Annotated in this window: 13 protein-coding genes and 3 pseudogenes; 5 read left to right on the forward strand and 11 right to left on the reverse strand. The window is 66.7% G+C overall.

The genetic code is table 11. The annotated features are described in order from the left end of the window. Positions 1-216 precede the first annotated feature (216 nt). The 6 genes and pseudogenes from E6W36_RS20605 to E6W36_RS08745 form a co-directional block, all read right to left on the reverse strand. A complete protein-coding gene (locus E6W36_RS20605; RefSeq protein WP_222872332.1) occupies positions 217-483 on the reverse strand; it encodes an Hsp33 family molecular chaperone HslO in 267 nt (88 codons plus the stop codon). Continuing rightward, positions 480-1,172, reverse strand: coding sequence for an Hsp33 family molecular chaperone HslO (gene hslO / locus E6W36_RS08725; RefSeq protein WP_222872333.1), 693 nt, complete (start codon positions 1,170-1,172; stop codon positions 480-482). The genes E6W36_RS20605 and hslO overlap by 4 nt, the downstream gene beginning before the upstream one ends. Continuing rightward, positions 1,154-2,080, reverse strand: a complete 927-nt coding sequence (argF, locus tag E6W36_RS08730; protein WP_222872334.1) for an ornithine carbamoyltransferase — start codon at positions 2,078-2,080, stop codon at positions 1,154-1,156. Before argF ends, hslO begins: the two co-directional genes overlap by 19 nt. Positions 2,081-2,104: 24 nt before the next feature. Further along, on the reverse strand, positions 2,105-3,295 hold the full coding sequence (locus tag E6W36_RS08735) for an aspartate aminotransferase family protein (RefSeq protein WP_222872335.1): 1,191 nt from the start codon (positions 3,293-3,295) through the stop codon (positions 2,105-2,107). Positions 3,296-3,565: 270 nt separating this feature from the next. Continuing rightward, positions 3,566-3,867, reverse strand: a pseudogene (locus E6W36_RS08740) (alkylphosphonate utilization protein). Positions 3,868-3,887: 20 nt separating this feature from the next. After that, entirely contained in the window at positions 3,888-4,424 is a 537-nt protein-coding gene (locus E6W36_RS08745) for a peroxiredoxin (RefSeq protein ID WP_222872336.1), read from the reverse strand. Between the two features lie 175 nt (positions 4,425-4,599). Here E6W36_RS08745 and cobA point away from each other — a divergent pair, with 175 nt between their 5' ends. The 5 genes and pseudogenes from cobA to E6W36_RS08770 all read left to right on the forward strand — a co-directional run bounded on the left by cobA (position 4,600) and on the right by E6W36_RS08770 (position 8,708). Beyond that, positions 4,600-5,400 carry a uroporphyrinogen-III C-methyltransferase gene (cobA, locus tag E6W36_RS08750; RefSeq protein ID WP_246047448.1) on the forward strand — a complete coding sequence of 267 codons (801 nt, stop codon included), beginning with the start codon at positions 4,600-4,602 and terminating at the stop codon, positions 5,398-5,400. A 1-nt stretch (position 5,401) separates the two neighbouring features. Continuing rightward, the gene (locus E6W36_RS08755; protein WP_222872338.1) at positions 5,402-5,701 is read left to right on the forward strand and encodes a DUF2849 domain-containing protein; all 300 of its coding nucleotides are present in this window, start codon (positions 5,402-5,404) and stop codon (positions 5,699-5,701) included. Positions 5,702-5,739: 38 nt separating this feature from the next. After that, a pseudogene (locus tag E6W36_RS08760) lies at positions 5,740-7,396 on the forward strand (nitrite/sulfite reductase). Then, positions 7,389-7,916, forward strand: coding sequence for a DUF934 domain-containing protein (locus tag E6W36_RS08765; RefSeq protein ID WP_222872339.1), 528 nt, complete (start codon positions 7,389-7,391; stop codon positions 7,914-7,916). The pseudogene E6W36_RS08760 and the gene E6W36_RS08765 overlap by 8 nt, the downstream one beginning before the upstream one ends. Before the next feature lie 13 nt (positions 7,917-7,929). Beyond that, a pseudogene (locus E6W36_RS08770) lies at positions 7,930-8,708 on the forward strand (phosphoadenylyl-sulfate reductase). A 161-nt stretch (positions 8,709-8,869) separates the two neighbouring features. Here E6W36_RS08770 and E6W36_RS08775 read toward each other — a convergent pair. The 5 genes from E6W36_RS08775 to E6W36_RS08795 form a co-directional block, all read right to left on the reverse strand. Continuing rightward, the gene (locus tag E6W36_RS08775) at positions 8,870-9,106 is read right to left on the reverse strand and encodes a hypothetical protein (protein ID WP_222872340.1); all 237 of its coding nucleotides are present in this window, start codon (positions 9,104-9,106) and stop codon (positions 8,870-8,872) included. After that, positions 9,103-10,542 carry an ATP-binding protein gene (locus tag E6W36_RS08780; RefSeq protein ID WP_222872341.1) on the reverse strand — a complete coding sequence of 480 codons (1,440 nt, stop codon included), beginning with the start codon at positions 10,540-10,542 and terminating at the stop codon, positions 9,103-9,105. The genes E6W36_RS08775 and E6W36_RS08780 overlap by 4 nt, the downstream gene beginning before the upstream one ends. Before the next feature lie 49 nt (positions 10,543-10,591). Beyond that, a complete protein-coding gene (locus E6W36_RS08785) occupies positions 10,592-10,861 on the reverse strand; it encodes a hypothetical protein (RefSeq protein ID WP_222872342.1) in 270 nt (89 codons plus the stop codon). Continuing rightward, positions 10,858-11,007, reverse strand: coding sequence for a hypothetical protein (locus E6W36_RS08790; RefSeq protein WP_222872343.1), 150 nt, complete (start codon positions 11,005-11,007; stop codon positions 10,858-10,860). The genes E6W36_RS08785 and E6W36_RS08790 overlap by 4 nt, the downstream gene beginning before the upstream one ends. Positions 11,008-11,165: 158 nt before the next feature. Next, positions 11,166-11,858 (reverse strand): EI24 domain-containing protein, encoded by a 693-nt coding sequence (locus tag E6W36_RS08795; protein WP_222872344.1) that lies wholly within the window; start codon positions 11,856-11,858, stop codon positions 11,166-11,168. Positions 11,859-11,864: the final 6 nt, after the last annotated feature.

The following is an 11,864-nucleotide window of genomic DNA, read 5'->3' on the forward strand; positions in this document are numbered from 1 at the left end:
CCGTCTTTCAGACGGACACCTCCCTAGAGGGGAGGATTTTGCTTCGGCGCTCTCAAACAAGCCTTGTCGGCCCGGCCCCTACACCATGATATCGAACTCGTGCGCGAACTTCGATTCCGAAAACGACACGAGAAACAATATCTTGCTCGTGTCCTTCTCGAATCTGAAATCCAACCGCGCCTGATATCGGGTGTAACGGATTTCAGATTCGGGACACTAGCGGTCGTTCGGCTCGGGACGTTCGATGATCCAGTCGCGCGAGCAGAAGGCACAATTGACGCGGAACGAGCCGTCCGGCTCGCGCATCTCCATCAGGTCCTCGAAGCTGAACTGGCGCAACACCGCCTGAATCCGCTCAATCGAGCAGCGGCAGCCCTTGGTGAGCGGGAACGGCTCATGCACCAGCACGCGCTCCTGGTGGAACAGTCGCCACAGCAGCACATCGAACCCGACGCTGGGGTCGGTCAGTTCCTCGGCGGTCAAGGTCTGCAGCAGGGTGACGGCATGACGCCATTTTCGTCCGGGTGCTCCTTGGCGAACAGGCGTGGACCGCCTTCCTCGCCGCGCGGCAGGTGCTGCAGCAGCACGCCGCCGGCCAGCCAGCGGTCGTCGACAGCGTCGTGACGCACGTCCATGCGCAGCCAGGTGCCGAGCTGTTCGGAGTTCTCGAAATAGCGTTGCGCGACATCTTGCAGCGTCGGCGAATCGAGATCGACGATGCCCTGGTAGCGCTTGGCCTCACCGGACGTGTCGATGGTCAGCGCCAGATAGCCGCTGCCGGCGAGGCTCGGCAGGTCGGCGTCGCCGGACAGTCCGGCGATGCGCGCCGGGTCGAAGCCGCAATAGCCGCGGATCGCGCCTGGGGCCATGTAATCGCACACCAGCAGGGAGGCCGGCCCGTCGCTGCGCACCTGCAGGGTCACCTGCGCGCCTTCGTCGGTCGCCAGCGTCACGCCGATCAGGGCGGTCAGGGTCAAGGCTTCCGCCAGCAGCCGGGTGACAGGCGCTGGGTAGCTGTGCGCGCTCAGCACCTCGTCCAGCACCGGGCCAAGGCGCGCAAGCCGGCCGCGCGCATCCAGACTCTCCACGTGGAAAGACTGCGCGACATCGACCATGCGCACCACAGCGCCGACCTGGATGGATGGGCTGTCGCTCACAGGCAGTTCAGGCACCACAGCAGGATCGCCTTCTGCGCATGCAGCCGGTTTTCCGCCTCGTCCCACACGATCGACTGCGGGCCGTCGATCACGGCGTCGGTCACTTCCTCGCCGCGATGCGCGGGCAGGCAGTGCAGGAATACAGCCTCTGGGCTCGCCTTGGCCATCAGGGGCGCGGTCACCTGATAGGGCTTCATCGCGGCCAGCTTGGCGGCGCCGCCGATCTGGCCCATGGAGACCCAGGTGTCGGTTGCGACCGCATCGACCCCTGCCACGGCGTCGTCTGCGGAAGGGCAGAAGGTGATCGTGCTGCCGCACGCGCGCGCCTGCTCGACGACGGCGGCGTTGGGCAAATGCGAGGTCGGGACGCCGAGCCGGATGTGGAAACCAAACACGCCGGCCGCCTCGATCAGCGCGTTGGCCATGTTGTTGCCGTCGCCGAGCCAGGCCCAGGTGCTGCCGGCGACCGTGCCGCGATGTTCCTCGAAGGTCATCACGTCGGCCAGCGCCTGGCAGGGGTGGTTGAGGTCGGTCAGGCCGTTGATGACCGGCACGGCGGAGGCGCGCGCGAGGTCGGTCACGGTCGCATGGCTGGCCGTGCGCAGCATCAGCGCGTCGACATAGCGGGACATGACGCGCGCGGTGTCCTCGATGGTCTCGCCGCGGCCCAGTTGCAGTTCCGCGCCGCTGAGCGTCAGGCAGGTGCCGCCGAGCTGGTGCATGGCCATCTGGAACGAGACGCGGGTGCGCGTCGAGGGCTTCTCGAAGATCAAGGCCAGGGCATGGTTGCTGAGCGGCCTGTCAGCGTCGACCGCGCCGCGCGGCAGGTCGGCGCGCGCGTCCTTCCGGCTGCGCGCATGGTCGACGATCAGGCGGCAGGCTTCCGATCCGACGGTGAACAGGTCAAGAAAATGGCGAACCATGGTCAATCCTTCGCGCCTCGCCGCCTATGCCTCGGGCTTGCGGTAGGTTTTGGCGGCGGCGGAGATCCGTTCGCACGCTTCGTCGATGTGGTTTTGCTCGATGATGAGCGGCGGCAGGAAGCGCATCACGTCCTTGCCGGCGGCCGCGGCGAGGATGCCCTCCGAGCGGGCGTGATTGACGAAATCCCGGTTGGGCACCTTGCATTTGATGCCGCGCATCAGGCCCATGCCCGGAAGTGGCGCGTCCGGATCGAAGATGTCGTCGAGGTTCGGCGTCAGCTGCTGGAACGCCGCCTCCAGCCGTTGGCCCATCTGCGTCGCATGCTCCAGGAACCCAGGCTCAAGCACGATGTCGAGCACCGCGTTGGCGACCGCCATGGCGAGCGGGTTGCCGCCGTAGGTGCTGCCGTGGGTACCGGCGGTCATGCCGATGGCGGCGCGCTCGGTCGCAAGGCATGCGCCGACCGGGAAGCCGCCGCCGATGCCCTTGGCGATCGACATGACGTCCGGGGTGATGCCGTAATGCTCGTGGGCGAAGAGCTTGCCGGTGCGGCCGACGCCGCACTGGATCTCATCCAGGATCATCAGCAGGCCATGGTCGTCGCACAGCTTGCGCACGCCGGTCATGAACTCAGGGGTCGCGGCAGTGAAACCGCCCTCGCCCTGGATCGGCTCGAACTTGATCGCGCCGACGCTGTCGTCGATGGCGGCCTCAACCGCGGCGAGATCGTTGAACGGCACCACCTTGAACCAGTCAGGCAGGGGCTCGAAGCCCTTGCGCAGCTTTTCCTGGTCGGTTGCAGCGATGCCGGCCATGGTGCGGCCGTGGAACGCGTTCGAGCAGGTGATGATGCGGAACTTCTGCGGCGTGCCCATCGCGTGGTGGTAGGACCGCGCGACCTTGACCGAGCACTCCCAGGCTTCCGCGCCCGAGTTGGTGAAGAACATGGTGTCGGCGAAGGTCACCGCCGCCAGCCGTTCCGCCAGCCGTTCGGCGAGCGGAATGCGATAGAGGTTGGAGGTGTGCCAGAGCCTGGCACCTTGCTCGTGCAGCGCCTTCACCAGGTGCGGATGGCAGTGGCCAAGCGCCATCACGCCGATGCCGGAGATGAAATCGAGGTATTTGCGCCCTTGCGCGTCGAACATGTAGACGCCTTCGCCGCGCACCATTTCGATGTCGGCCCGGGCGTAGGTAGGCATGATCGCAGAAGTCATCGGCGGTCCCCAGCGGTGGGCGTCCCGGTCTTGCTTGATGGCCGGGCGTGAAACGACAACAGGCGGACCGCTGCGCGCAGCAGACCCGCCTGATCGGCACCGTACATGCGACGTCGACCGGGCCGAGTCAACGGTCGGCCTGGTAGTGCCTCAGTTTGAAATTCTGCCGCTCACCCTGAGCTTGACGAAGGGTGAGCGGCTCGTGGTTCGTCAAGCTCACCACGAGCGGACTTTTCAAACTAGACACTACGGTCGGCCTGCGTGGACGGCTCAGCGCTTCTTCACGAATTCGGCGCGCAGCACCAAGCCCTTGATGCCATCGTACTTGCAGTCGATTTCCTGCGGGTCGCCGGTCAGGCGGATGGATTTGATCAGCGTGCCGCGCTTCAGGGTCTGGCCGGCGCTTTCACCGTCAGGTCCTTGATCAGGGTCACCTGGTCGCCGTCTGCCAGCAGGTTGCCGACCGCGTCGCGCACCTCGACGGCATCTTCGGCCGTCGGCGCTTGCAGCGTGCTGGCGGGCACCCAGTCGCCGCTGGCTTCATCGTACACATAGTCTTCATCGTCGGCCATCGGGTTCCTCGCTTTACCGGCTATTTCTGCGCGGCCTTCCAGTCGCGCACCGCTTTCAGCGCGCCTTCGACATGGCTGACCGGCGTGCCGGTGCTGTGCGTGTAAATGATCTTGCCGTCCGGCGCGATCACATAGGAAACCCGGCTCGCCTTGCCGGGCAGCAGCGCCAGCTTCGCGTCATAGTCGGCGATGGTCTGTTTGCTTGCGGCGGCGACCGCGAACTTGCTCTGACATTCCTTGACCGAGAATTTGTTCAGGGTCGCGATATCGTCGCCTGAGATGCCGACCACGGTGGCGCCAGCGGCGGTGAAGTCGCCGATCATGTCCGCAAAGGTGCGCGCCTCCAGCGTGCAGCCGGGCGTGAAGGCGGCCGGATAAAAATACAGCACCACCGGCCCTTTCTTCAGGGTGTCGCTGAGGCTGAAGCTGAACGGCTTGCCGGCAAGCGAGGCCTGCGTCGTGAAAGTGGGGGCGCTCTTGCCCGGCTTGAGCGCTGCGAGCGCCGGGCTTGCAAGCATGCTCATGGCGAGGGCGGCGGTGAAAAGTCGGCGGATCATCGGCGGTCTCCCAACAGGTTTGCACCACATTACGCGCGAAATGCCTGTTTGGGCCATACCTCGCGAACAACGGCTCGTCTTGCGCGCGCCGCCAAGTCAGGCTTGTCCTGACCCAAGAAAGCTGGTTTGCGCCTTGCGCCGACCACCCCACTTGGGGCCTGTTATGAGGATACCCATGCCCTTTACGCATTCCTTGTCGCGCCATGCCTCCGGCGGGCGCATCAGTCTGGTCGGCGCCGGCCCCGGCGATCCGGACCTCCTGACCGTACGTGCAGCGCGCGCGCTCGGCGCAGCCGATGTCGTCGTGCATGACGGCCTGGTCGACCCGCGCATTCTGGATCTCGTGCGGCCGGAGGCGCTGCTGATCAACGTCGCCAAGCGCCGCGACCATCACAGCATGCCGCAGGACGCCATCAACGCGCTGCTGGTCGCAGAGGCGCAGAGCGGCCAGTATGTCGTGCGCCTCAAAGGTGGCGACCCGTTCATTTTCGGCCGGGGCGGCGAGGAGATGGAAGCCGCACATGCCGCCGGGGTCCCGGTCGACATCATCCCCGGCATCACGGCGGCGCTCGGCTGCGCTGCGGGCGTCGGCATGCCACTGACCCACCGGGAACTGGCCAGCAGCGTCACCTTCGTCGCCGGCCAGAAACGTGACCTCGCAGCGCAGGACTGGCGCGGGCTGGCGGGGCCGGGGCGGACGCTGGTGATCTACATGGGGCTGGCGACCGCTGCCGATACGTCCGCCAAATTGATGGCGGACGGCCAGCCGGCGTCGACTCCAGTGGCCATCATCGAGAATGGCGCGCGACCGGACGCGCGGGTCCTGCGCGGGCGTCTGGACCGGCTGGCCGATCTCGTGCGCGAACACAATGTGCAAAGCCCGGCGCTGATCGTGGTCGGCGCAGTCGCGGCCTATGCCGCGCTGACGCCGCAGACTTTCGCCATACCGGCGCTCGAAAACGCGGAAAGCGAGTAACATGCCGCAAATCCTGAACGCCAACGATCTGCCGACCGGGGACGTCGTCTACTGGACGGGCGAAGGCTGGAGCCGCGACATCCGCGCGGCCGCAATCGTGGCCGACACGGCTGCGGCCGAACGTTTCGCCGAGGCCGAGGTCGCCGCCCGCCGGGTGGTCGAACCCTATTTCGTCGATGTCGAAGACACCACCGATGGCCCGCTGCCCGTGCGTGCGCGCGAGCGGGTGCGGGCGTTTGGCCCGAGCGTGCGGCCGGACCTTGGCAAGCAGGCGGACTTCAGAATGGGAGCAAAGGCATGAGCCTTGCAGCGCTGCGCACCGCGCCGGTTCAGGCGCACATGTACCGGTACGACGATTTCGACAAGGCGATCGTCCAGACCCGGGTCGACGAGTTTCGCGACCAGATCGCCCGCCGCATGGCCGGCGAACTGACCGAAGACCAGTTCAAGCCGCTGCGGCTGATGAACGGCCTGTACCTGCAGCTCCATGCCTACATGCTGCGGGTCGCCATCCCGTACGGCACGCTGTCCTCGGCGCAGGTGCGCCAGCTGGCGCACATCGCCCGGCGCTACGACAAGGGTTATGCGCACTTCACCACCCGCCAGAACGTCCAGTACAACTGGATCAAGCTGGAGGAGGCCGGCGACATCCTGCAGGCGCTTGCGGACGTCGAGATGCACGCCATCCAGACCTCCGGCAACTGCATCCGCAACATCACCACCGACCAGTTCGCCGGCGCGACCACCGAGGAAGTGGCGGACCCGCGCCCCTGGGCCGAGCTGCTGCGCCAGTATTCGACCTTCCACCCGGAATTTTCCTACCTGCCGCGCAAGTTCAAGGTGGCGATGACCGGCGCACCCAGCGACCGCGCCGCCATCCTGTTCCACGACATCGGCCTGCGCATGGTGCAGGACGCCGGCGGGCAAACGGGCTTCGAGGTCTATGTGGGCGGCGGCATGGGCCGCACGCCGATTGTCGGCAAGCTGATCAAGCCGTTCCTGCCGACTGCGCAGTTCCTCAGCTATGTCGAGGCGATCATGCGGGTCTACAACCGCTACGGCCGCCGCGACAACATCTACAAGGCGCGCATCAAGATCCTCGTGCACGAGATCGGCGCGGAGGAGTTCTCGCGCCAGGTCGATGAAGAATGGCAGTCGATCCTGAAGCAGGGTGTCGATGCGCCGGATGCCGAGATCGCGCGGATCGCCGCCTTCTTCGCGCCGCCGCCGTTCGACGCCACTGCAACCGATGCGGCGTTCGAGGCGGCGCTGGCGGCCGAGCCGGCGTTCGCCCAGTGGGTCCAGCGCAACGTGGCCAGCCACAAGGCACAGGGCTACAGGGTTGCGACCATCAGCCTCAAGCCCCTGAACGCGGACGGCACGGCAGGCATTCCGGGGATGCGTCCGCTGACCAGCTGGACGCCATTGCCTCACTGGCCGATGCCTGTTCCTTCGGGGAAATCCGCGTCACTCACGAGCAGAACCTGGTGCTGCCGCACGTCCGCTCCGCCGATCTGCCGGCGATCTGGCGCAGGCTGGCCGAGATCGGCCTTGCCACCGCGAATGTCGGCCTGGTCTCGGACATCATCGCCTGCCCGGGGCTGGACTATTGCAGCCTCGCCAACGCCCGCTCGATCCCGCTGGCGCTGAAGCTTCATGAGCGCTTCGCCGACTGGAGCCGCCAGGCGGATCTCGGCGAGCTGAAGATCAAGATCTCCGGCTGCATCAACGCCTGCGGCCACCACCACGCCGGCCACATCGGCATCCTCGGCGTCGACCGTAAGGGGTCGAGAATTACCAGTTGCTGCTGGGCGGTTCGGGTGCGGAGGACGCGTCGGTCGCGGAAATCCTCGGCCCCGGCTTCGATGAAGCCGGCGTGATCGACGCGGTGGAAAAGTCATCGAGCATTATCGCGGCGTCCGCCAGCCCGGCGAGCGCTTCCTCGACACCTACCGCCGCACCGGCCCAGACCTTCAAGGAGGCCGTTTATGGCTAACCCCGCGATCGAGCGCCGGGAGCAGGAGCGCGCCGCCATCGACGTGGACGTCTCCGGCGTGCGGCTCAACCTGCGCGATGCGGCGCTGGACTGGAGCTATGTGCCGGGCTCGGCGGACGTGCCTGCGGACGGCGCGGCCGTGGTCGACCTCAAGCGCCTGGCCGAGACGCCCGCGCGCGGCGTGCGCCTGATGCCGGAGGATGACGCCCGCACGCTCGCCGACCATCTGCCGCGTCTGGACCTCATTGACCTGGTGTTCCCGAAATTCCGCGACGGCCGCGCCTATTCGTCGGCGCGCATCCTGCGGGATTGTCTTGGCTATACCGGCGCGCTGCGCGCTGTCGGCGACGTCCTGGCCGATCAGATCGCCTTCATGGCCCGCTGCGGCATCGATCAGTTCGTCCTCAATCCCGCGGTCAGCGCCGAAGCCGCCAAGGCAGCGCTTGACCGCTATGCCTATGTCTACCAGCGCGGCAGCGATCCGCGCGCGCCCGTCTGGCACCTGAGGAGGTCCTCATGACCTATCTGTCCCCGTGACGATTGAAGCCGCAGAGACGCATACGCCGGACGTCATCCGCATCTGGACACAGGCTGACGCGGATGCGCTCAACGCCCGGTTCGCGGGCGCGCCGACGCAGGACATGCTGCGCGAAGTGCTGACCGAGCTGCTGCCCGGTCGGGTCAGCGTCGTGTCGTCGTTCGGCACCGAGTCGGCGGTGCTGCTGCATATGGTTACCGCCGCTGAACCGGCGACGCCGGTGATCTTCGTCGACACCCTGCGGCTGTTCCCGGAGACCCTGGCCTATCGCGACACCCTGATCGCACGCCTCGGCCTGACCGGGGTCGAGAGCGTGATGCCGGATGCGGACCGGCTGGCGGCGGTCGATCCGCAGCAGCTGCGCTGGTCCTACGACCCGGATGGCTGCTGCGCCGTGCGCAGGTCGAACCGCTCGACCGCGCGCTTGCAAACGTCGAGGTGTGGATTTCCGGGCGCAAAGGCTTCCAGGCGAAGACGCGCACCAACCTGCCGCTGTTCGAGGTCGAGAAGGGCAAGCTGAAGATCAACCCGCTGGCCGGCTGGGCCAAGGCCGATCTCGACGCCTATTTCGAGACCCACGCGCTGCCGCGCCATCCGCTGGAAGCGCAGGGCTACCTCTCGATCGGCTGCATGCCCTGCACCAGCGTGGTGAAGCCGGGCGAAGACCCGCGCGCCGGCCGCTGGCGCGGCTGGGACAAGACCGAGTGCGGCATCCATGGTGGCGACGACGCGGATGTCACGCCGTTCGACCCCGCCCAGCAGCCGGTATTCTAGCGTTTGATGACTTGAGAGTTTTCCGGGTCAGATCGAGGCGGATTCTCCCTCCCCTTCAGGGGAGGGACGGGGTGGGGCCTGTCAGGCCACGTCTGTCCAATATCCCCTCCCAACCCCTCCCCTGAAGGGGAGGGGCCTGATCAGCCTGGACCGGAAAGACTCTAGCGGCTCTGGCGGCGCCAGCGGTCGACGATCGCCGCCACGCTGTCCGCGCCGGCATCGGCTGTGCTCCACTTGGCCGAGAAGTCGGCGGTCGCGGAGCGCGGCCGCTGGTTTTCCGGCAGCTCGTCCAGCGCCACGCGCTGCGGCACCGGGAACGCCTCGCCGGTCATGATCGCCTCGCCCGTCGAAAGCGACGGCAGGAAATCGAGCAGGCCGGTCGCACTGTCCGCCATCACGCCGCGCACGATGTCCTGGTCCCGGCATTGGTGATGCGGAACGCGACCACGGTATTGCACTGCGAGAGGATCGTCGGGTCGATTTCGGCCGGGCGCTGACTGACAATCGCCAGCGACAGCCCGTATTTGCGGCCTTCCTTGGCGATGCGCGCCACGGCGTTCTTGGTCGGCTCGAAACCGGATTTCGGGTCCGCGGGCACATAGTGGTGCGCTTCCTCGCATACCAGCAGGATCGGGTGCTCGCCGCGGCTCCACAGCGCAAAATCGAACGTGATCCGGCACAGCACCGACAGCACGACGTTCAGCACCTCGGACGGCACGCCGGAGAGGTCGACGATGGTCAGCGGCTTGCCATCGACCGGAATGCGGAACATGCGCCGCATGATGTCGGCCATGGTGTCGCGCACGGTGATGCCGCCGAACATGAAGCCGAACCGTGTATCCGCCCGCAGGGTCTCAAGCCGGTTCTTCAGCCAGCGCGCGGCGATCAGCGGCTGGGATTTGTCGAACCGGCCCATATGCTCTTCGATCAGCCGGATTACCTCGCGCAGGGCATACGGGGTCGGCGTGTCGAGCATCACCAGATGCTCGGGGAACTGGATGGTCTTGGCGTAGGCGCGCCGCGCCGCCGGGATCAGTTCCTTCAACAGCAGGATTGCCTCGTCCGCGTGCGCTCCGGCATCACGGTTGCCGACGATGATCTCCGCCAGTTCGTCAGCGGTGAACAGCCAGTAGGGCAGGTCCATGGTCTGCGGCGTGAGGACTTCGGCGCGGTTCGGAAACGCCGCTGCATATTCGCCGTGCATGTCGAGCAGCACGATGTGCGCCCGGGCGTGCCGGTCGAGCAGGCGACGCAGCAGCAGCGCCACGGCGCAGGACTTGCCGGACCCGGTTGAGCCGAGCATGGCGACATGCTTGCCGAGCATGCCGTCGACGGAGGCATAGGCACGCCGGTCTTCGGCCTGGTGCAGCGTGCCGATGGCGATGGCTGCCCCGCAGGAGAAGTTATAGATGGTCTCCAGATCGTCGGGCGTCGCCAGGAAGAGAATCTCGCCAAGGGCCGGGTGGCGCGAGACTCCGCGGTTGAAGCGTCCGTTCGACTCCGGCGTCGTCTCGCCGACCAGCTCGATCTCGGCGAGATAAAGCTCAGCACGGCCGTCGTTTTCCGGCATCGGAATGGAAAGTCCGGTCACCATGCCGAACACTCGGTGCGCGCCGCAGTGCATGCGCACGATCTCGCCCTTGCGCAGTTCCGCCGTGCCGCCGGCACCGCAGGTTTCCGGGTCGATCTGGGCGACCAGGCTTAGCCCGGAAATGGAAACGATGCGCCCGAGCCGCGTCGGTGCCGGGGCTGGCGGGGTCGCATCCCGCGCTGCCTCCAGGATCCACGTCTCGACGTTTGCCCCTGAGTCCGTGAACGATTGTACGTCTTCCATGTGGCCGGGAATACCGCGGCCCGGTAAAAATTCCGGCAATCAAGAATGGTTAATGCGCTGGCAGTGCGGCGTCGCCGTCCGCCTGGCGCAGAAATTTCTGCGGGTTGACCCGGCGCTCGCGCTGGGCGCTCATGCACACGACCGGGTCCATGGGCGGGCCGCGCTCGGATCGCGCGTCAACATATGTGCCGAGCGGGGTTGCACCCGGCTGCGGCGGGTAGAAATACACGTCCAGGATGCAGGGCGCATAGGCGAACTGGAGGTGGCGCGCCGTCGACGTGCCGCGCTCGAAGGTGGCCGGGCCGAAGCGCGCGATCACGGCGTCCGGCGTCTGGCCGATGGCCCAGGCGGTCGTCGGTGCTGGCGGCGGGGCGGCGGCGGTAACTGCACGGCGTGGGTCGCGGTCTGCGGTTGGGCGCAGGCGGCGAGAAACATGACAAGGATCAGCGCTGCGTCGCGTGTCATGCCTGCCCCTCTAGTGTCGCGGAATCGTAGTTCGCTACACTGTGATATCGGGTTTATGCACGAACTTCGATTCTGAAAACGACGCGAGAAACAATATCTTGATAGTGTCCTTCTCGAATCTGAAATCCAACCGCGCCTGATATTGGGTGTAACGGATTTCAGATTCGGGACACGAGCGCGCGGTGCACCATGTGGGTTGCCATGGCGGCACCGAGAAGCGGGGCGAGCAGGTTCAGCACCGGCACCAGATAGAGCAGGGATGCCGCGACGCCAAGCCCGGTCACGCCGCCGCGGTTCTCCCGGCGCAGGGTGCGCTCGGCGTCGGGCGGCAGATGCCGCAGCGCCACAAGCTGAAACAGATCGCGCCCCAGCAGCACGCCGTTGATGGCCATGAACAACACAATCGGGCCGACAGCCGTGAACAGCAGCGCCAGATAGGCCGGCAGCGCCGCCAGGTTCCACAGCAGCATGCGCAGGGCGGAGCCGAGCGCCAGGCCAAGCCCCTGGACCAGTCCAACGGACCGCACGGCCCTGGCCTGCGGGTAATGCCGGGCCTCCACCGCATCGACGACGAAATCGAGGAACAGGCCCATGACGGCGGTCGCGACGGCGGGAAACAGCAGTACCGCGGCCAGGATCGCCAGCACGATGCCGCCGGCGTCCTGCCCGCGCGTCCAGACCCAGCGCAGCCAGCCGGGCCAGCCGGCAGGGTCGATGCCGTCCAGCACCCGGTCGAGCCCGAACCAGAGGCCGGCAAACAGCGCCACCGAGATCAGGCTGGAGACCAGCAGGATCAGCAGCATCCGGCCGCTGGCCATCTGTTCAAGGCTCAAGCTGAAGGCGCGCAGCATCAGATG

Origin of the sequence: Hankyongella ginsenosidimutans, assembly GCF_005144965.1 — a bacterium.
GTDB classification, from domain to species: domain Bacteria; phylum Pseudomonadota; class Alphaproteobacteria; order Sphingomonadales; family Sphingomonadaceae; genus Hankyongella; species Hankyongella ginsenosidimutans.

Coding starts and splice junctions, on each gene's coding strand:
- E6W36_RS08795 (WP_222872344.1), bottom strand. CDS start 11,858: ATGCTGCGCGCCTTCAGCTTGAGCCTTGAACAGATGGCCAGCGGCCGG.
- E6W36_RS08755 (WP_222872338.1), top strand. CDS start 5,402: ATGCCGCAAATCCTGAACGCCAACGATCTGCCGACCGGGGACGTCGTC.
- E6W36_RS08780 (WP_222872341.1), bottom strand. CDS start 10,542: ATGGAAGACGTACAATCGTTCACGGACTCAGGGGCAAACGTCGAGACG.
- E6W36_RS08790 (WP_222872343.1), bottom strand. CDS start 11,007: ATGACACGCGACGCAGCGCTGATCCTTGTCATGTTTCTCGCCGCCTGC.
- E6W36_RS08745 (WP_222872336.1), bottom strand. CDS start 4,424: ATGATCCGCCGACTTTTCACCGCCGCCCTCGCCATGAGCATGCTTGCA.
- E6W36_RS08765 (WP_222872339.1), top strand. CDS start 7,389: ATGGCTAACCCCGCGATCGAGCGCCGGGAGCAGGAGCGCGCCGCCATC.
- cobA (WP_246047448.1), top strand. CDS start 4,600: ATGCCCTTTACGCATTCCTTGTCGCGCCATGCCTCCGGCGGGCGCATC.
- argF (WP_222872334.1), bottom strand. CDS start 2,080: ATGGTTCGCCATTTTCTTGACCTGTTCACCGTCGGATCGGAAGCCTGC.
- E6W36_RS08735 (WP_222872335.1), bottom strand. CDS start 3,295: ATGACTTCTGCGATCATGCCTACCTACGCCCGGGCCGACATCGAAATG.